The sequence below is a fragment of the Anaeromassilibacillus sp. 1001302B_160321_C8 genome (assembly GCF_015554745.1).
Taxonomy (GTDB): domain Bacteria; phylum Bacillota; class Clostridia; order Oscillospirales; family Acutalibacteraceae; genus Anaeromassilibacillus; species Anaeromassilibacillus stercoravium.
On sequence record NZ_JADNJD010000008.1, the window covers coordinates 73,956 to 92,469 of the forward strand.

The window sequence follows — 18,514 nt, forward strand, 5'->3', positions numbered from 1 at the left end:
TTCAGCATATTTTGCCCCCGTGTTGTGAAGTTTATAAAAATTTATCCTGTTCCAGGAATTCCTTTTCTGGAACAGGATAAAATTGTGTTTAATCCCTTTTTATTTGGTGTTTAGCGGTTTTCCGCTTAACATATATTAACTTTTATGTGAGGAGGTGTCGTATGCCAACATTTAACCAGTTAGTTCATACTGGCCGTGAGGTAAGCGAAAAGAAGGCGAAGGCTCCTGCACTTTTGAAGGGTTGGAACTCCAAGAAGCGCATTGCGATCGATCAGGATTCCCCGCAAAAGCGTGGTGTTTGCACGTCTGTTAAGACGGCTACCCCGAAGAAGCCGAATTCCGCACTTCGTAAGATTGCCAGAGTAAGGCTCTCCAACGGAATCGAAGTCAGTGCGTATATCCCTGGCGTGGGCCACAACCTGCAGGAGCACAGCGTCGTGATGATCCGCGGCGGCCGTGTTAAGGACCTGCCTGGCGTTCGTTATCACATTATCCGCGGTACGCTGGATGCGCAGGGCGTTGCCAAGCGTATGCAGGCTCGTTCCAAGTATGGTGCGAAGCGTCCGAAGGCTGGTAAGGCTACAAAGTAAGCCGGCCCCCACACTCTAATTTGACAATATCCGAACGGCTGCATGTAAAACATGAATGACAATGCAGCGGCGTTTTATATAGATTTTCTATAGCGGACGCCTCTGTATTGGCCAACGGGAGTTTGTCGCTTTCGAGTACCTATGATATCATTCTGTGAAGGAGGGAAGTAAAGTGCCAAGAAGAGGAAATATCGCAAAACGTGATGTTTTGCCCGATCCGCTTTACAATTCGAAGCTTGTAACTCGTCTGATTAACAATGTCATGTACGACGGCAAGAAGGGCGTTGCCCAGAAGATTGTCTATGGTGCATTCGACATTATCCGTGAAAAGACCGGCAAAGAGCCGCTGGAGGTCTTTGAGCAGGCGATGGAAAATGTCATGCCGCAGCTCGAAGTCAAGGCCCGCCGTGTTGGCGGCGCTACCTATCAGGTGCCGATGGAGGTCCGTCCAGAGAGAAGACAGACCCTGGGCCTGCGCTGGATGACCAACTATTCCAGACTCAGATCTGAAAAGACCATGAAGGAGAGACTTGCTGGCGAGATCCTTGATGCTGTTAATGGTGCTGGCGGTGCTGCCAAGAAGCGCGATGATACGCACAAGATGGCAGAGGCTAACAGAGCTTTCGCACATTACAGATGGTAATCGGCGCAAGCTGTCAACTATTCTCAGAACTTTAAGGAGGAAACTATGCCAAGGCAGGTATCACTCGAAATGACCCGCAATATCGGTATCATGGCGCACATCGATGCCGGTAAAACAACGACGACAGAACGTATTCTGTACTATACGGGTGTTAACCATAAGATCGGCGAGACGCACGATGGCGCTGCGACGATGGACTGGATGGCGCAGGAGCAGGAGAGAGGCATCACCATTACCTCCGCTGCAACAACCTGCTTCTGGAAGGGCCACCGTATCAACATCATCGACACCCCCGGCCACGTGGATTTCACCGTAGAAGTGGAACGTTCCCTGCGCGTTTTGGACGGTTCGGTAACCGTTTTCTGTGCAAAGGGCGGTGTTGAGCCCCAGTCCGAAACCGTTTGGCGTCAGGCGGAAGAATACCATGTTCCGCGTATGGCGTACGTCAATAAGATGGACATCATGGGCGCTGATTTTTATAATGTCGTCAAAATGATGAAGGAACGCCTCAAGTGCAACGCCGTTCCGATTCAGCTTCCGATCGGCAGTGAAGATACCTTCCGTGGGATCATCGACCTGATCGATATGAAGGCCGACGTCTACTATGACGACATGGGAAAAGATATGCGCGTCGAGGATATTCCGGAGGATATGCGTGATATCGCTGAGGAATATCACAATGCACTGCTTGAGCATGTCGCTGAGCAGGACGACGAGCTCATGGAGAAATACCTCTCTGGTGAAGAGCTCACGAAGGAAGAGATCGTCCGTACGATCCGTAAGTCCACGATTGCCAACACCATGGTGCCGGTAACCTGTGGTACTTCCTACAAGAACAAGGGCGTGCAGAAGCTCCTGGATGCAATTGTCGATTATATGCCGGCCCCGACCGACATCCCCGCAATCCGTGGTACAAACCCGGAGACCGGCGAGGAAGAAGACCGCCATGCATCCGACAGCGAGCCGTTCTCTGCGCTTGCGTTTAAGATTGCGACCGACCCGTTCGTTGGAAAGCTGTGCTATTTCCGTGTGTACTCCGGCACATTGAGTGCAGGCGCCACGGTTTACAACTCGGTGAAGGATACCAATGAGAGAATCGGCCGTATTCTGCAGATGCACGCGAACCACCGCCAGGATATCGACATTGTCTACGCAGGTGATATTGCCGCGGCAATCGGTGTGAAGAACACCACCACGGGCGACACCCTGTGCGATGAAAAGCATCCGGTTATTCTGGAGTCCATGGAATTCCCGGAGCCGGTTATCCGTGTGGCTATTGAGCCGAAGACAAAGGCTGGCCAGGAGAAGATGGGCATTGCGCTGGCAAAGCTGGCGGAAGAGGACCCGACCTTTAAGGCATATACCGATGAGGAGACCGGCCAGACGATCATCGCCGGCATGGGCGAACTGCACCTGGAAATCATCGTAGACAGACTTCTGCGCGAATTCAAGGTGGAAGCGAATGTCGGCAAGCCGCAGGTTGCTTACAAGGAGACCATCCGCAAGCTGGCGGATGTGGATACCAAGTATGCAAGACAGTCCGGTGGTAAAGGCCAGTATGGTCATGTTAAGATTAAGATCGAGCCGAACCCGGAAAAGGGTTACGAGTTCGTCAATGCAACGGTTGGCGGCGCGATCCCGAAGGAATACATTCCTGCAGTCGATCAAGGTATCCAGGGAGCAATGCTCTCCGGCGTACTGGCTGGCTACAACGTTGTGGATGTAAAGGTTACGCTGTATGATGGTTCCTATCATGAGGTTGACTCCTCTGAAATGGCCTTTAAGATCGCCGGTTCCATGGCGTTTAAAGAGGCTATGAAGAAAGCTGACCCAGTGATTCTGGAGCCGATCATGAAGGTTGTTGTTACGGTGCCTGAGGACTATATGGGCGACGTTATCGGCGACCTGAACGCCCGCCGCGGTATGATCCAGGGCATGGACGCCGTTTCCGGCGCACAGCAGATCACCGCGATGGTCCCGCTGTCCGAGATGTTTGGTTATGCAACCGACATGCGTTCTAAGACGCAGGGCAGAGGCCAGTATACGATGGAGCCCGACCACTATGCAGAAGTTCCGAAGTTTGTTTCGGATTCCATCATCAGCGAACGCGGGAAAAAGGCTGAATAAGTTACAAAATGTGCTTGATTTTTCGCCATGTCCTTGGTAAAATGATAGCATAGTTCTAACTTTAAAAAATCTCTGATCTGTATTATAAAAAGGAGGAGAATCCCAATGGCAAAAGCAAAATTCGAAAGATCCAAACCGCATATTAACATTGGCACCATCGGCCACGTTGACCATGGTAAGACCACGCTGACCGCTGCGATCACGAAGGTCCTCAACCTCGAGGGCGACGCAGAGTTCGTCGATTATGCAAACATCGATAAGGCTCCTGAAGAGAGAGAGCGTGGTATCACGATCAACACGGCGCACGTAGAATATCAGACCGCGACCCGTCACTATGCACACGTTGACTGCCCCGGCCATGCTGACTATGTTAAGAACATGATCACCGGTGCTGCTCAGATGGACGGCGCTATCCTGGTTGTTTCTGCTGCTGACGGCCCGATGCCGCAGACCAGAGAGCACATCCTGCTCTCCCGTCAGGTTGGCGTGCCGTATATCGTTGTGTTCATGAATAAGGCGGATCAGGTTGACGATCCGGAGCTGCTCGATCTGGTCGAGATGGAAATCCGTGACCTGCTGAACGAGTATGAGTTCCCGGGCGACGACACCCCGATCATCCGTGGTTCCGCTCTCCAGGCTCTGGAGTCCGATTCCAAGGACCCGAATGCACCGGAGTACAAGTGCATCCATGAGCTGATGGACGCTGTCGATAGCTACATTCCGACTCCGGAGCGTAAGTCCGACCTGCCGTTCTTGATGCCTGTTGAGGACGTATTCACCATCACCGGCCGTGGCACCGTTGCAACTGGTAGAGTTGAGCGCGGCATGGCAAAGGTTGGCGAAGAAGTCGAGATCATCGGCTTGACCGAAGAGCGCAAGAAGACCGTTATCACCGGCCTTGAGATGTTCCGTAAGGTCCTCGACTTTGCTGAGGCTGGCGACAACGTCGGTGCTCTGCTCCGTGGTATCCAGAGAACGGAAATCGAGCGTGGACAGGTTCTCGCAAAGCCGGGCACCATTCATCCGCACACGAAGTTCCGCGGCCAGGTTTACGTCCTGACGAAGGATGAAGGCGGCCGTCATACTCCGTTCTTCAACAACTATCGTCCGCAGTTCTATTTCAGAACGACCGACGTTACTGGTGTTATCAGCCTGCCGGAAGGCACCGAGATGTGCATGCCTGGCGATAACGTCGAGATGGACGTTGAGCTGATCACCCCGATCGCTATCGAGGAAGGCCTCCGTTTCGCTATCCGTGAAGGCGGCCGTACGGTTGGTTCCGGCGTTGTTATCAAGATCAACGAATAATTTCTTTCTTGCTTAATAAAGGGCTTCATCCGTGTGGGTGAGGCCCTTTTTGCATATTCGCTCCGATCCCCTTCTCATGAATGCGCTTTTCGGTTGGAATCAGCCGTTTAAAATGGTTCCTCCATCCGGATGCAAGACCTGTCCCGTCATATAGCTTGCGTCGTCGCTGGCCAGGAATACGTAACAAGGTGCAACTTCAAAAGGCTGGCCGGCGCGCATCATCGGGACCTGTGAGGTATAGGTTCCAAAGGTTTCCACTTCACGTGCAGAATAGGAGGCGGGGATCAGAGGGGTCCAGATTGGCCCGGGGGCAACGCCGTTGACGCGGATACCACGTTCCACCAAGCTTAGGGAAAGGGAACGTGTCAGCGCCAGAATGGCCCCCTTTGTGGCGCTGTAGTCCAATAGTTCCGGGCTGCCTCTATACGCGGTGACGGAAGTCGTATTGATGATGGAGCTGCCCGGTTTTAAATAGGGCAGTGCTGCTTTTATCATATAGAAGAACCCATAGACATTGGTGCGGAATGTCAAATCGAGCTGCTCTGCGGAAATATCCAGGATGCTTCTTTGGACGAATTGAACCGCATGGTTGTTGACTAAAACATCGATTTTTCCGAAGCAATGCATTGTTTGCCGGACAATTTCCTGGGCGACGGCTTCTTTTTTTAGATCTCCGGAGACCACAAGACATTTACGCCCCAGTTTTTCCACATGTTGCTTAGTTTCCTGAGCATCACGGTGTTCGTTGAAATAGGCGATGACGATATCCGCGCCCTCCCTGGCAAGGGCATAGGAGACCGCACGCCCGATGCCGCTGTCTCCTCCGGTAATAATTGCAACCCGATCTAGGAGTTTCCCGCTCCCCTTCTGTTCCGGGTTTTCTGAGATGGGGCGCGGGTCCATGAGAAATTCGGCGCCGGGCTGATTGTATTGGTGTTGCGGCGGGAATGGAATGGGAATTTCCTTGCATTTGGTTTCACGTTTTATGTATGGATATATGGGGATCATGGGAATACCGCCTTTCTTGGATATTGCGTGCCGCTGGTGTGAGCCACTGTTTTTATAGAATATTCTGCTGGAAGGTGAATCATGCCGGAAAGGGGATGGGGATACATCCGATACAGGCAATTGGTATCATTCATTCTTCCATCCCATATGGCTCTTCCTGGCTCAGGTTTTTACTTAAAAATGTGCGGAAGCATCCCATCAAGAAATCAGCCTTGTGCTTTCGGTAATATCGGAAGAGGAAAGGAAGCCATAGGAGGCTTCCAACCAGGCAAACAATCATATCCTGCATGGTATCGGATACGCCCGTCAAGGCCACTTGCTGTGGATCACAGGGAAAAAATAAGCCGACCAGATATTCGCCGATCTCCCATAATCCGGCAGCCGCCATCGATGCGGAAATGGAGAAAATGGCTACCAAGGGGAAATCCTGCTGCTGCACCCGCCGGCCGTGTTTCAAGATATAGAACAGTACCACGCCCAGAAAGGTTCCGAAGGTACCCGACAGAGTATGCATCACTTTGTCGTACAACGGGATAAAATGGTATCCCTGCATGGCGAGCCCCACAACGTAGGCCAAAAAACTGAACCCGTAGAGAAGAAAACGAAACTGGTAGACGGGGACAAGGCCGCATACACGCTCAAAAGCGGCTGGCAGTAAGAGGAGAAGAATCCCTCCCAGCCCCAAGGTCGCATAATAGAGTCGCCCATTCGCCAGATAGTATGTGATGAGGCAAATGCTGAAGATCAAATAGAACCCCACGAAATAGATATTCAACTTTTGGTACCAAATTTCTTTTTCCATAAGATCCTCCATGTTAGCCTTTTTGGTTGAATATCCATATGCATAAAGAGGAGAGTGAACCAATGGATAATCCCATTTTACAGAGCCTTTGGGATCGAAAATCGACGCGTGTTTTTTTAGAGAAACCGATCACCAAGGAGGCGCAGGAGATTATTTTAGGAGCTGCTATGCAGGCGCCGACCGCCGGAAATCAAATGCTATACACTATTTTGCAGATCACCGATCAAAATTTGAAGGAACGCCTAGCGGAAACGTGCGATCACCAGCCATTTATCGCCAAAGCACCGCTGGTGTTGGTGTTTTTGGCGGATTTTCAGCGCTGGTACGACGCATTTGTATTTGCGGGATGTAATCCCCGTCTGCCGGCGGAAGGCGACCTGATGTTGGCTGTAGCCGACGCGTGCATCGCCGCCCAGAACAGTGTCGTAGCGGCGCAAAGTTTGGGAATCGGTTCCTGCTATATCGGTGACATTTTGGAGCAGGTAGAAATCCATCGAGAGCTGTTGGATTTGCCCGATTACGTGATGCCTGCCGCAATGGTGGTCTATGGGTATCCGACGGACCAGCAGCAAAACCGAAAGAAACCGGAGCGTTTTGCTCCGGCGTATATTGTCCAGGAGAACCGTTATCACACATTCTCTGCGTCCGAACACGAAAAATGGTTCTGTGAGCGTGCGGAGCGTGAAAAGCAGACGGATTTTTCGTATCCATCCTATATGGATGCGTTTTGCAAACGAAAGTACCTATCTGCATTTTCCAGGGAAATGTCGCGTTCTGTGGCGGTCTATTTGGAAAAATTTAAACATTCCTAAAAAGCAGAAGAATCCGCATGTGTAGATGCACGATGCGGATTTTTCTTTTCCGGTTTGCGTTTATTCGTTCCCTTTGGGACATATTGGCCGGCACAATTTGTAATGCTCTTGATACGCCGCCTTTGTGCCGGATAACAGTCCAAGCTGTTCGCCGATTACTTGGAATAAGTTACCGAGCAAAGCCAAGTCTTCTGGCGGACATTCCTGTGCAAGCTGGAAAGCGATGGCAGTCCCGGCGGCGATTAGTTTCTCTCCATAGCAACAATCGTTCATTGATCCCACCCAAAATAGAAGAAAATAGGATACAGCGTTTCGGACGTTCGCCCCTTTTTGTAGTTCGCTGTATGCCAGTCTATGAAATGGATGGGAATTGGTGCGGTCAGCCCTGTGCGGAATGGTCGGCCAAGTGGTCTACAAAGGCTTGCATCTCCTGTTTGGAATGAATCTGATGGGTATGGTCGATAACCATACGCTGCTCTTCATCGGTAAGCGCACAGAAGCGCTGCATGGCTTCGGAGCGCTGTGCCAAGGCCATGCCAAAGCCGAGCGGTAAATCTTCCATGGTTTTTCCTCCTATCTGCATAAGTGGTACTAGTGTTTACGGAAAAGGGGCAAAACATGAAGGTTCCGGATTGTCAAAACCTGGCTATCCAGCAAAAGCGGTATGATTTCCCTGCTTCGTGTAACAATAGTTTTGGGAAATACACCCGCAAAGCTTGAAGAACAGGGATGAAGCAATCAATGAGAAAAAGAAAATCCAAAGTAAAGATGTTTTTTCTTTCCGTTGGAGCCTTGGTCGCCGCAGCCGTCACCACAGCGGCAGTGAGCACCGTTTTTATTTTTACTATGGAACAGGCTTCGGCAAAACCGGAAGAAGCCCCGGCAGTATCCGAGGTCGAGAGCGAACCGGCCTTCTCGTCCGCACAACCGCCGAAAAGCGGGGCGGCACAGGCAAATGCAAAGCCGGAGGAATCCCCGGCGGAAGACGACCGGATCGTGCTAGTCAATTATGCGGAAACCATGCCGGAGGATTTCCACCGGAATATTGTCAACTTATACGGCGTGGATGTGGATGAGCGCATTGTGGAACCATTTCAACAGATGCAGGCGGCTGCCCAAGCGGACGGCGTCTCACTGTGGATTTCCTCCGGGTATCGCAGTGTACAGCGGCAAAGCGAGTTGTTTGATCGGGCGGTAGAAGAAAATCTGGGCAATGGGATGGGGCAGCAGCAGGCGGAGGCAGTCGCGGCGCTTTCCGTGGCGCGGCCGGGATGTAGCGAGCACAACACGGGGTTGGCAATTGATTTGAACGGCGTCCGGGAGGATTTTGATACCACCCCCGAATACGAATGGCTGACGGAACACGCGGCGGAATATGGATTTATCCTGCGCTATCCGGAGGATAAACAGGAGATCACGAAAATTCGCTTTGAACCATGGCATTATCGCTATGTAGGGGTGGAACACGCGAAAGCGATGCAGGAACGCCACTTTTGCTTGGAGGAATATGTGGAATACCTGGAAAATCAACGTTGAAATCCTGTGTATATTTGGTATAATAAAAGAATTGAGACGCCGGAGGATTCCTTCGGACGTGAGGGGCGCGCTGGATAGTTTTCCGGCGCGCCGATCAAAAGGAGAGGCGGATTTAGGAATGCAAAACGAGACAGTGAGAACACGGTTTGCGCCGAGCCCCACAGGGTTTATGCATGTGGGAAATCTGCGTACGGCGCTGTACGAATATTTGATTGCCAAGTCCATGGGCGGCCAATTTGTGCTGCGCATTGAGGATACCGATCAGGAACGTCTGGTGGAGGGCGCAGTCGATGTGATCTACCGGACGCTCGACCAGGTAGGCCTGAAGCACGACGAGGGCCCGGATGTTGGCGGCGATTATGGCCCGTATGTCCAGAGCAAGCGCAAGGATCTCTATAAGCCCTATGCGGAGCAGCTGGTCCGGGAAGGAAAGGCGTACTATTGCTTCTGCACCAAGGAACGCCTGGACGCTCTGCATGAAGCGCAGGAGGGCGGCGGATACGACCGCCATTGCCGCGATCTTCCCCAAGAAGAGGTGGACAGGCTCCTGGCTGCTGGGACGCCCTATGTCATCCGCCAAAAGATGCCGGTCGAGGGATCCACAACCTTCCACGACGTTGTATATGGCGACATTACCATTGAAAACCGCGAGCTGGAGGACCAGATCCTTTTGAAATCCGACGGCTATCCTACATACAATTTTGCAAATGTCATCGACGATCACTTGATGCACATCACGCATGTGGTGCGTGGGTGCGAGTATCTAACCTCGACGCCTAAGTACAACCTGCTTTACGAAGCATTTGGCTGGGATGTGCCGACCTATGTGCATCTGCCCCTGATTATGGGCAAAAACGAGGACGGCAGCGTGTCCAAGCTTTCCAAGCGGCACGGTGCAACCGGCTTTGCCGACTTGATGGCAGAGGGGTATCTCCCGCAGGCGATCACCAACTACATTGCACTGCTGGGATGGTGTCCGAAAGAAAACCGCGAGCTGTTTACGCTGCCGGAATTGGTGGAGAATTTCTCCATCGAGGGCATCAGCAAATCGCCGGCGGTATTCGACTATGACAAGCTGACATGGTTTAATGCGGAATACATCCGCGCCATGACACAGGACGAGTTTATCACGGCGGCAATGTCGTATTTCCAGCAGGTATTTGGCGACAAGCAGATGAATTGGGAGGTATTGGCCTCCATTTTGCAGCCTCGTGTGACCAAGTTGACGGAGATTCCGGGGATGATCGGTTTCTTCCAGGAGCTGCCGGAGTATTCGGTCGATCTCTTTGTCAATAAGAAGAGCAAGACCAATTTGGAGAATTCCGTCACGATGTTGGAAGCCGCGATCCCGGAGCTGGAAAGCGTATCGGATTGGCAGTTGGATACCATCCACGACCAATTGATCGCCTTGGCACAGCGCTTGGAGGTTAAGAACGGCACTTTGCTCTGGCCGGTCCGGATCGCAGCGGCAGGAATGCAGGTGACACCGGGCGGCGCGATGGAGATTTTGGCCATTTTGGGCAAGGAGGAATCCCTGCGCAGGCTGGAAATTGGGTTGGAGAAGCTGAAGAAATAAAGAGGAGATGGCAACATGAGCGACGAGATGAAGAAGCCAGGGGAGACCGAAGGCTGGAGCAATTTTATCCACGACTTTATTGACGAAGATATCGCCGAGGGAGGCCGCTATGCGGGCCAAACCGTGCATACCCGCTTCCCGCCGGAGCCGAATGGCTATTTGCACATCGGCCATGCCAAGGCCATCTGCATTGATTTTGGCACAGCGGAGAAATACAACGGCGTTTGTAACCTGCGCATGGACGATACCAATCCCACCAAAGAGGATGTGGAGTATGTCGATGCGATCAAAGAAGACATTGCGTGGCTGGGATTCTCCTGGGAGGATCGGTTCTATTATGCATCCGATTACTTCCCGAAGATGTATGAGGCGGCGGTACAGCTGATTCAAAAGGGCTTGGCGTATGTCTGCGAGCTGACGCCCGAGCAAATGCGCGAAAACCGCGGCGACCTGACGCATCCTGCGGTCAGCCCCTATCGCGACCGGCCGATTGAGGAAAGCCTGGACCTCTTTGCCCGCATGAAAGCGGGGGAATTCGAGGACGGGAGGATGACGCTGCGCGCGAAGATCGACCTGGCCTCTGGAAACTTTAACATGCGCGACCCGGTGATTTACCGGATCAACCACTTGCACCACCATCGGACGGGCGACCGTTGGTGCATTTATCCGATGTACGATTTTGCCCACCCGATTGAGGACGCCTTGGAGGGGATTACCCACTCCCTGTGCACCTTGGAATTTGAAGACCACAGGCCGTTGTACGATTGGGTGATTGAACATGTCGACCTTCCCGCAAAACCGCGGCAGATCGAATTTGCACGTTTGGGAATCGACCATACGGTGATGAGCAAGCGCAAACTGCGCAAGCTGGTGGAAGAGCACTATGTCTCCGGTTGGGACGACCCGCGCATGCCCACGCTGTGCGGCCTGCGCCGCCGTGGATATACGCCGGCGTCCATCCGCAATTTCTGCGAGCGCATCGGCGTTTCCAAGGTGAACAGCACCGTGGAATACGGCTTTTTGGAGCACTGCCTGCGGGAAGACCTGAACGAGCACGCACAGCGTGTGATGGCCGTCCTGCATCCGGTCAAACTGATTCTCACCAATTATCCGGAGGGGCAGACGGAGACCTTTGAGGTGGAAAACAATCCCGGAAAGCCGGAGGATGGAACCCGCACGGTTTCCTTCTCCCGTGAGCTTTGGATTGAGCAGGAGGACTTTATGGAAGAACCCGTAAAGGGTTATTTCCGTTTGTTCCCGGGCAACGAGGTGCGCCTAAAGACCGCCTACGTCGTGCGCTGCACCGGCTGCAAAAAGGATGCGGACGGTAATGTAATCGAGGTCTATGCGGAATACGACCCGCAGACCCGCGGCGGCAATACGCCGGATGGCCGGAAGGTCAAGAGTACCATTCACTGGGCGGACGTTCAGACCGCTATCGATGCGGAAATCCGTCTCTACGGCAATCTGTTCTCCGTACCGGATCCGGATGCGCACGACTTCCTGGAAGTGCTCAACCCCGATTCCTTGGAAGTGCTCACCGGCTGCAAGGTGGAGCCCTGCTTGGCGCAGGCAAAGCCCGGCCAGTCCTTCCAGTTCATGCGGCAGGGATATTTCTGCGCGGATAACCGCGACAGCACCCAGGAGCATCCTGTGTTCAACCGTTCCGTCTCCCTGAAAGACGGCTTTAAACGGAAATCATAAGAAAACAAAAATCGGCCCATTGCAGCCTAGTAACACTGCGATGGGCCGATATGTTTCTAGCAAAAAAGAGAGCATGCACAAGACAACCATCTATGGGAAACTTCATACGTCTATTTCCTTGCGATGGGCTGAATATCCCGAGACACATTAAAAAGGTACATTGCGTCTTTTTCACGCGGGATCAAGCACGTTTCGAGCCTTCCGGATTCGGAAGATGTTCCCCATAGATTCCCTGGACAACGACCTCCCCGGCGTTGATGGATATGCGGCCGCCTCCATCCCGCTCCACGATCAATTCACCGGAGGGGGAGACGTCCACCGCCATTCCTGTCTGCTGCTCACTGTTCCAGAAGAAACCCACGCGGCGGTTCAGGGAGACACAGAGGGATTTATACTCGTCAAGAATCTCCTGGAAGGCGCTGCCTGCCTTGGCGTTCAGCAACAGGGATTCCAGCTCCTCCAAGACGGCGCGCAGTATGGCGGCGCGTGGGAACGCGCTTCCGGCTTCGATCCGCAGGGAGGTGGCCTTTTCCGCCAATTCCGCGGGGAAGGCTTCCGTATTGGCGTTGATTCCAATGCCCAAGACCACGTATTCCACCCGCTCGATTTCCGCAGCCATCTCGGTCAGAATGCCGCAGACCTTGCGGCTTCCAATGACCACGTCGTTCGGCCACTTGAGCTTAGCCGCACATCCGGTCACAGAGCGGATGCCCCGGCAGACCGCAATGCCGGCCAAAAGGGTGATGCTGCTGATTTCCGACGGGACCAGGCTTGGCCGCAGCAAAACGCTGAACCAAATCCCCGTGCCCGCTGGGGATTCCCATGTGCGGCCCAAACGTCCTTTGCCGCCCGTCTGCCGTTCCGCGAGGAACACACTGCCGTCCGGTGCGCCGCATTGCGCTTGCCGTTTGGCCTCTTCGTTGGTGGAATCTACCTCTTGCAGCGCAACGATGTTTTTGCCGATTGCCCGCGTATGTAATCCACAGCGGATCTCCTCTGGGGTGAGGACGTCGGGCGATGCGGTCAGGCGATACCCCCGGTTCGTGGCCGAATCAATGGCATAGCCGGATTCCCGCAGAGCAGTAATGGCTTTCCAAACGGCCGCGCGGGAAACGCCCAGCGTTTCGCTGAGCTGTTCACCGGAGAGATACCCCTCGGTCTGGCGAAGGCGTGTTAAGATTTCCTCTTTTGTGTTCATGGAACCCCTGCTTTCTATCAAGCCTATTTGAGAAATAGTATAGCACAAAAGGGAAGCTTCTGCACGCGCTGGCGGCGTTGGGAGAGAATCCCAAAAAAACATTGTCTGTTTTGTGGGATTGGTGCTATAATATATTCTCGAACGCATGAAAATCACTTGAGAATGGAGGTGCGGATGCAGATGGATGTGCGTCCTGGCGACCGTTTACAGATGAAAAAACCGCATCCGTGCGGCGGCAAAGAATTTTTGGTCTTGCGGGCCGGCATGGATTTTAAGATCCGCTGCACCACCTGCGGCCATGAGGTTATGCTGCCGCGATTGAAATGCGAGAAAAACATTAAGAAAATCATTCGGGAAAACACAGGGGACGAACTCTAGCTCCTTTGCCTGTAAAATGTAATTGATTTGCAAAGGAGAATGGATATGTTTGAAAATATACAGGTGTTTGAGAAGCGCTATGAAGAGCTGAACCAAAAACTCTGCGACCCGACCATTTTGGCGGACCCGGCTGTCTATGCGGAGCTGATGAAAGAGCACAAGTCCATCACCCCGATCGTCGAAAAATATCGCGAATATAAACACGCGGAAGATTCGGAAGCGGAGGCGTTGGCCCTGCTGGAAGAAAGCGGCCTGGAGAAGGAATTGCGGGAATTGGCGGAGCAGGAACTGGAGCAGGCAAAAAAGGATATCGCCCGCACGTCGGACGAGTTGAAAATCCTTCTGCTGCCGCGCGACCCCAACGACGAAAAGAACGTCATCATGGAGATCCGAGGCGGTGCAGGCGGCGAGGAGGCGGCGCTCTTTTCCGCAGTCCTATTCCGCATGTACAGCATGTATGCCGAGCGCCACGGCTGGCAGACGGAGCTGCTCAACGTGAATGAGACGGAGCTCGGCGGCTATAAGGAGATCAGCTTTATGATCTCCGGCGACGGGGCATATTCCCGCTTGAAATACGAGAGCGGCGTGCATCGCGTACAGCGCGTGCCGGAAACGGAAACGCAGGGCCGCGTGCATACGTCCACGGCGACCGTTGCTGTGCTTCCCGAAGTGGACGACGTCGAAATCGAGATCAATCCAAAGGATTTGCAGATCGATACCTTCCGTTCCAGCGGCGCGGGCGGCCAGCACATCAACAAGACGTCGTCCGCCATCCGGATCACGCATTTGCCCACGGGCATGGTGGTGGAATGCCAGGACGAGCGCAGCCAGTTCAAAAATAAGGATAAGGCGATGCGGGTGCTGCGGTCCCGGCTATATGAGATCGAGCAGGCAAAGCAGGATGCGCAGGTGGCGGCAGACCGCCGTTCCCAGGTGGGCACGGGCGACCGCTCCGAACGGATCCGCACCTACAATTACCCACAGGGCCGCTTGACCGACCATCGGATCGGCTTGACACTCTACCGCCTGGACGACATCCTCAACGGGGATCTCGATGAGGTGATCGACGCGCTTGTGGCGGCGGACCGTGCGGCCAAGCTTGAGCAGTCGGTGGAAAGCCAGGGATAAGGGGGCATAGATATGCAGACACAGCTTTTACAGGCGGATGCGCCAGGTGCAATCCAAACGGCCGCTGCCATCCTGCAAAACGGCGGCTTAGTCGGCATTCCCACGGAGACCGTCTACGGCCTGGCGGCCAATGCATTGGATGGGGCAGCGGTGGCAAAGATTTTTGCCGCGAAGGGCCGCCCGATGGACAATCCGCTGATTGTGCACATCAGCCATTTTGAACAGATTTATGACCTGGTGCGCGAAGTACCGGAAGCAGCCAAAAAGCTGGCCGAACAGTTTTGGCCGGGTCCATTGACCATCATTCTGCCTAAATCGGCCCGCATTCCAGATGAGGTGAGCGCAGGGCTGGATACCGTCGCGGTGCGGTTCCCCTCCCATCCGGTAGCGCGTGCAGTGATCGACGCGGCGGGTGTGCCGCTTGCCGCGCCCTCTGGGAATCTCTCCGGGCATCCGAGCCCCACGACAGCGGCCCATGTGATGAACGACATGGACGGAAGGATTGAAGCCGTGTTGGACGGCGGCCCATGCTCCGTCGGGGTAGAATCCACCGTGGTGACGCTTGCTGAACAGCCGCCGCGCCTTCTGCGCCCCGGCGGGATTACGTTGGAGCAGCTTCGAGGGGTGCTCGGCCAGGTGGAGATGGACGATGCGGTCCTTCACCCTTTGGCGGACGGAAAGCGCGCCGCTTCCCCTGGCATGAAATATAAACACTATTCCCCAAAGGCAAATGTGATTATTTTGGACGGTTCCTTGGAACACTATATCGACTACGTCAACACACATGCAGGGGATGGTGTCGCGGCGCTGTGCTACGATGGAGAGGACAAAGCGCTTCAGGTGCCGTCGATTTGTTACGGCGGGGAAGAGGACTGCGGCGAACAGGCGCGCGAGCTGTTTGACGCACTGCGGGAGTTGGACGAGCAGCTCCATGCAAAGACCGTCTATGCACGCTGCCCGGAGCCGGAGGGCGTGGGGTTGGCGGTATACAACCGTCTGATCCGTGCCGCGGGATTTGAGGTGATCGACGTTGGATAAGCCTTTTGTGATCGGCCTGACCGGTCCGACCGGCGCGGGGAAATCCACCGTAGCGGCGGCGTTTGCCTCGCTTGGCTGCGATGTGATCGACTGCGACCGCGTTGCGCGGGAAATCACCGATACCCCCGCATGCCTTTCGGCGTTGCAGGACGCCTTCGGAAGCGATATTGTGTCCAATGGGATTTTAAACCGTCCACTTTTGGCCGAACGCGCCTTTGCGGATGCGGTTTCCTCGCAAAAATTAAACGACGTCACCCATCCGCTCATCATGGAGGAGGTTCGCCGGCGCATTGCAGCCAGCGGCCGGGATATCGTCGTGGTGGACGCGGCGCTGCTGTTTGAGAGCGGGGCGGATGCACTCTGCCATGTCACGGTGGCGGTCGTAGCGGACCCGGCCCTGCGGATGCAGCGGATTATGCGGCGGGACGGCATCACAGAAGCGCAGGCGCGCGCCCGCATGGATGCCCAGCAGCCCAACGCATATTATACGGAGCGGGCTTCATATGCTATGGACGGGGGGATTGACGCCGCCCAGGTCCCGCAGGAGACAGAAAAATTGCTGCAAGTCCTGCTGTCATCCCGTTAAACGGAGGATTTCCCATGAGACGATCTGTAAAAACCATCCTTCTTTTGATTGTCCTGGTGGTCATAGGCGCGGTCGTATTGCGGCTGGGGCATGATTACTTTATGCGCACCGCCTATCCATTGGGATACAGGGAGATTGTGGAGGAAGAGGCCCGCACGCAGGGGGTTGACCCGGCCCTGGTGTATGCGGTGATGAAAGCAGAGAGCAATTTTGACCCGGACGCCACCTCGCACGCGGGGGCGCGGGGCCTGATGCAGATCACACCGGATACATTCGATTGGCTACAGACCAAACTGCGGGAAGGGGTTTCCTATACGGCGGATGACCTCTATACGCCGCGGGTCAATATCCGTTATGGGTGTAAATTTTTACAGATTTTGCAGGATGAATATACCGAACAGGTCACTGCACTCAGTGCCTATAATGCGGGCATGGGGACGGTGAACCGTTGGCTAAGCGATCCCAGCATTTCCGAGGACGGCGTGGAGCTGAACCGCATCCCCTATCCGGAGACGGAACGGTATGTAAGCGCTGTGCTGCGGAATTATCAAACATACAGGGAACTCTATGAATTTGATGAAATAGGAGGAACATTTCATGGCTAAGAAAAAGGAACAGGTGGATGTGGAGCAGCTCCGCGAGGAATTGCTGATCTGCCGCAAAAATGGATACCAGAAGCTCTCCGATGATCGCGTAAAGAAGGCGGATGCCTTCTGCGAGGATTATAAGGTATTTCTGGATCACAGCAAGACCGAGCGCGAGGCGGTGAAGTCCGCCATTCTGCGCGCGGAAAAAGAGGGCTTTGTGGCGTTTGATTCCAAAAAGACCTATAAGGCCGGGGACAAGGTGTATTACAACAACCGGGGCAAGGCATTGATTCTGGCTGTGATCGGCAAAAACGGCTGCAAGGACGGTGTCCGCATTGCAGCGGCGCACATCGACTCCCCGCGTCTGGACCTCAAGCCCCATCCGCTCTATGAAAAGGACGAGCTGGCGCTCTTCAAGTCGCACTACTATGGCGGGATTAAGAAGTACCAGTGGACAGCCATCCCGCTTTCCATGCACGGCTTGGCCGTTCTGAAGGACGGCACGCATGTGGAAATTCGTCTCGGCGAGGAACCCGGCGAGCCGCAGTTCTGTGTGACCGACCTGCTGCCGCACCTCGGCACCGAGCAGATGTCCAAGACGCTCAACAAGGCGATTGAGGGAGAAAATCTGAACATTCTGGCTGGCAGCCGGCCGGTGCGTGCGGACGAAGGGGACAACCTCTTCAAGCTGAATACCATGCGGTTGATTCATGAGAAATACGGGATGACGGAAGAGGATTTCGTCTCCGCCGATATTGAATTTGTCCCGGCATTCAAGGCGTCGGACGTCGGTTTTGACCGCAGCATGGTCGGCGGATACGGCCAAGATGACCGTGTCTGCGCGTACCCGTCCCTGATGGCGGTGCTGAACGCCAAGAATCCGCAGCACACCATTATCACGGTTCTCGCGGACCGTGAGGAGATTGGCAGCGACGGAAACACGGGCCTGAATTCCGAGTTTATGCGGTACTTCATCGCAGATCTGGCCCAGGCGGAGGGCTTGGAGCCGCGTCATGTACTCAGCAAGTCCAAGTGCCTTTCCGCAGACGTCACAGCGGCGTACGATCCCACCTATGCAAGCGCTTATGAGAAGACCAATTCTACTTTCCTGAACAACGGCATTGGAATGAGCAAATACACCGGTTCCCGCGGGAAGAGCGGCACTTCGGAGGCTTCGGCGGAGTTTGTTGCAGAGATCCGCAGCCTTTTCGAAGAGAACGATGTGCTTTGGCAGATCGGCGAGCTGGGCAAGGTCGATGGCGGTGGCGGCGGAACGGTCGCTATGTTCATTGCCAACCTGAATGTGGATGTGCTCGACGTCGGCGTACCGGTGCTTTCCATGCACTCGCCGTTTGAAATTGTCTCGAAGACGGACATCTATATGACCTACAAGGGGATTAAGGCGTTCTTCGAGTCTAAAGTGTAAGGAAAGGGCCGTTGCGCTGCCCGGTTTTTAAAAGGGTTTAGGTGAACGCTAAGCTCTAAATAGATCA

18 protein-coding genes are annotated in these 18,514 nt (G+C 54.1%); 14 read left to right on the top strand and 4 right to left on the bottom strand.

Annotated elements, in window-relative coordinates; all coding sequences use genetic code 11:
• Window positions 1-161 precede the first annotated feature (161 nt).
• The 4 genes from rpsL (at window position 162) to tuf (ending at window position 4,668) form a co-directional block, all read left to right on the top strand.
• Window positions 162-590, top strand: a complete 429-nt coding sequence (gene rpsL, locus I2E77_RS07320) for a 30S ribosomal protein S12 (RefSeq protein ID WP_054324206.1) — start codon at window positions 162-164, stop codon at window positions 588-590.
• A gap of 172 nt (window positions 591-762) precedes the next feature.
• A complete protein-coding gene (gene rpsG, locus I2E77_RS07325) occupies window positions 763-1,233 on the top strand; it encodes a 30S ribosomal protein S7 (protein ID WP_191362370.1) in 471 nt (156 codons plus the stop codon).
• Between the two features lie 45 nt (window positions 1,234-1,278).
• Window positions 1,279-3,360 (top strand): elongation factor G, encoded by a 2,082-nt coding sequence (fusA, locus tag I2E77_RS07330; protein WP_087228914.1) that lies wholly within the window; start codon window positions 1,279-1,281, stop codon window positions 3,358-3,360.
• 105 nt (window positions 3,361-3,465) lie between these two features.
• The gene (gene tuf / locus I2E77_RS07335; protein WP_087228911.1) at window positions 3,466-4,668 is read left to right on the top strand and encodes an elongation factor Tu; all 1,203 of its coding nucleotides are present in this window, start codon (window positions 3,466-3,468) and stop codon (window positions 4,666-4,668) included.
• A 99-nt stretch (window positions 4,669-4,767) separates the two neighbouring features.
• Here tuf and I2E77_RS07340 read toward each other — a convergent pair whose 3' ends face one another.
• Window positions 4,768-5,676, bottom strand: a complete 909-nt coding sequence (locus I2E77_RS07340; RefSeq protein WP_195450933.1) for an SDR family oxidoreductase — start codon at window positions 5,674-5,676, stop codon at window positions 4,768-4,770.
• A 130-nt stretch (window positions 5,677-5,806) separates the two neighbouring features.
• Complete coding sequence (locus tag I2E77_RS07345; protein ID WP_195450934.1) at window positions 5,807-6,478, bottom strand: hypothetical protein; 672 nt, start codon at window positions 6,476-6,478, stop codon at window positions 5,807-5,809.
• A gap of 62 nt (window positions 6,479-6,540) precedes the next feature.
• Between I2E77_RS07345 and I2E77_RS07350 the strand changes: the two genes are divergently transcribed.
• Window positions 6,541-7,290, top strand: a complete 750-nt coding sequence (locus tag I2E77_RS07350; protein ID WP_087228902.1) for a nitroreductase family protein — start codon at window positions 6,541-6,543, stop codon at window positions 7,288-7,290.
• 379 nt (window positions 7,291-7,669) lie between these two features.
• On the opposite strand, the gene I2E77_RS07355 is transcribed toward I2E77_RS07350, so the two are convergent.
• The gene (locus tag I2E77_RS07355) at window positions 7,670-7,852 is read right to left on the bottom strand and encodes a hypothetical protein (RefSeq protein ID WP_191520971.1); all 183 of its coding nucleotides are present in this window, start codon (window positions 7,850-7,852) and stop codon (window positions 7,670-7,672) included.
• 179 nt (window positions 7,853-8,031) lie between these two features.
• On the opposite strand from I2E77_RS07355, the gene I2E77_RS07360 reads away from it, so the two are divergent.
• From I2E77_RS07360 to I2E77_RS07370, 3 genes are all read left to right on the top strand, one after another.
• Window positions 8,032-8,826 (top strand): M15 family metallopeptidase, encoded by a 795-nt coding sequence (locus I2E77_RS07360; RefSeq protein WP_195450935.1) that lies wholly within the window; start codon window positions 8,032-8,034, stop codon window positions 8,824-8,826.
• Between the two features lie 118 nt (window positions 8,827-8,944).
• Complete coding sequence (gene gltX, locus I2E77_RS07365) at window positions 8,945-10,402, top strand: glutamate--tRNA ligase (RefSeq protein ID WP_195450936.1); 1,458 nt, start codon at window positions 8,945-8,947, stop codon at window positions 10,400-10,402.
• Between the two features lie 15 nt (window positions 10,403-10,417).
• Entirely contained in the window at window positions 10,418-12,106 is a 1,689-nt protein-coding gene (locus I2E77_RS07370; protein ID WP_087228889.1) for a glutamine--tRNA ligase/YqeY domain fusion protein, read from the top strand.
• A gap of 181 nt (window positions 12,107-12,287) precedes the next feature.
• On the opposite strand, the gene I2E77_RS07375 is transcribed toward I2E77_RS07370, so the two are convergent.
• Window positions 12,288-13,304 carry a biotin--[acetyl-CoA-carboxylase] ligase gene (locus I2E77_RS07375; RefSeq protein WP_087228886.1) on the bottom strand — a complete coding sequence of 339 codons (1,017 nt, stop codon included), beginning with the start codon at window positions 13,302-13,304 and terminating at the stop codon, window positions 12,288-12,290.
• Between the two features lie 180 nt (window positions 13,305-13,484).
• On the opposite strand from I2E77_RS07375, the gene I2E77_RS07380 reads away from it, so the two are divergent.
• The 6 genes from I2E77_RS07380 to I2E77_RS07405 are packed head-to-tail and all read left to right on the top strand — an operon-like array spanning window position 13,485 to window position 18,447.
• Entirely contained in the window at window positions 13,485-13,682 is a 198-nt protein-coding gene (locus I2E77_RS07380; RefSeq protein ID WP_087229560.1) for a DUF951 domain-containing protein, read from the top strand.
• A 45-nt stretch (window positions 13,683-13,727) separates the two neighbouring features.
• Window positions 13,728-14,810, top strand: a complete 1,083-nt coding sequence (gene prfA, locus I2E77_RS07385; protein WP_191395526.1) for a peptide chain release factor 1 — start codon at window positions 13,728-13,730, stop codon at window positions 14,808-14,810.
• Between the two features lie 12 nt (window positions 14,811-14,822).
• On the top strand, window positions 14,823-15,848 hold the full coding sequence (locus I2E77_RS07390) for an L-threonylcarbamoyladenylate synthase (RefSeq protein WP_087228881.1): 1,026 nt from the start codon (window positions 14,823-14,825) through the stop codon (window positions 15,846-15,848).
• Window positions 15,841-16,434 (top strand): dephospho-CoA kinase, encoded by a 594-nt coding sequence (gene coaE, locus I2E77_RS07395; protein ID WP_195450937.1) that lies wholly within the window; start codon window positions 15,841-15,843, stop codon window positions 16,432-16,434. Before I2E77_RS07390 ends, coaE begins: the two co-directional genes overlap by 8 nt.
• Window positions 16,435-16,448: 14 nt before the next feature.
• Complete coding sequence (locus I2E77_RS07400; RefSeq protein ID WP_195450938.1) at window positions 16,449-17,039, top strand: lytic transglycosylase domain-containing protein; 591 nt, start codon at window positions 16,449-16,451, stop codon at window positions 17,037-17,039.
• A complete protein-coding gene (locus I2E77_RS07405) occupies window positions 17,032-18,447 on the top strand; it encodes an aminopeptidase (RefSeq protein WP_195450939.1) in 1,416 nt (471 codons plus the stop codon). Before I2E77_RS07400 ends, I2E77_RS07405 begins: the two co-directional genes overlap by 8 nt.
• The last annotated feature ends 67 nt before the right edge of the window (window positions 18,448-18,514 follow it).

What these genes read in the sequence shown, in the direction of transcription:
- rpsL (WP_054324206.1), top strand. Translation starts at nt 162, where the DNA reads ATGCCAACATTTAACCAGTTAGTTCATACTGGCCGTGAGGTAAGCGAA.
- fusA (WP_087228914.1), top strand. Translation starts at nt 1,279, where the DNA reads ATGCCAAGGCAGGTATCACTCGAAATGACCCGCAATATCGGTATCATG.
- tuf (WP_087228911.1), top strand. Translation starts at nt 3,466, where the DNA reads ATGGCAAAAGCAAAATTCGAAAGATCCAAACCGCATATTAACATTGGC.
- I2E77_RS07340 (WP_195450933.1), bottom strand. Translation starts at nt 5,676, where the DNA reads ATGATCCCCATATATCCATACATAAAACGTGAAACCAAATGCAAGGAA.
- I2E77_RS07345 (WP_195450934.1), bottom strand. Translation starts at nt 6,478, where the DNA reads ATGGAAAAAGAAATTTGGTACCAAAAGTTGAATATCTATTTCGTGGGG.
- I2E77_RS07350 (WP_087228902.1), top strand. Translation starts at nt 6,541, where the DNA reads ATGGATAATCCCATTTTACAGAGCCTTTGGGATCGAAAATCGACGCGT.
- I2E77_RS07355 (WP_191520971.1), bottom strand. Translation starts at nt 7,852, where the DNA reads ATGGAAGATTTACCGCTCGGCTTTGGCATGGCCTTGGCACAGCGCTCC.
- I2E77_RS07360 (WP_195450935.1), top strand. Translation starts at nt 8,032, where the DNA reads ATGAGAAAAAGAAAATCCAAAGTAAAGATGTTTTTTCTTTCCGTTGGA.
- gltX (WP_195450936.1), top strand. Translation starts at nt 8,945, where the DNA reads ATGCAAAACGAGACAGTGAGAACACGGTTTGCGCCGAGCCCCACAGGG.
- I2E77_RS07370 (WP_087228889.1), top strand. Translation starts at nt 10,418, where the DNA reads ATGAGCGACGAGATGAAGAAGCCAGGGGAGACCGAAGGCTGGAGCAAT.
- I2E77_RS07375 (WP_087228886.1), bottom strand. Translation starts at nt 13,304, where the DNA reads ATGAACACAAAAGAGGAAATCTTAACACGCCTTCGCCAGACCGAGGGG.
- I2E77_RS07380 (WP_087229560.1), top strand. Translation starts at nt 13,485, where the DNA reads ATGGATGTGCGTCCTGGCGACCGTTTACAGATGAAAAAACCGCATCCG.
- prfA (WP_191395526.1), top strand. Translation starts at nt 13,728, where the DNA reads ATGTTTGAAAATATACAGGTGTTTGAGAAGCGCTATGAAGAGCTGAAC.
- I2E77_RS07390 (WP_087228881.1), top strand. Translation starts at nt 14,823, where the DNA reads ATGCAGACACAGCTTTTACAGGCGGATGCGCCAGGTGCAATCCAAACG.
- I2E77_RS07400 (WP_195450938.1), top strand. Translation starts at nt 16,449, where the DNA reads ATGAGACGATCTGTAAAAACCATCCTTCTTTTGATTGTCCTGGTGGTC.
- I2E77_RS07405 (WP_195450939.1), top strand. Translation starts at nt 17,032, where the DNA reads ATGGCTAAGAAAAAGGAACAGGTGGATGTGGAGCAGCTCCGCGAGGAA.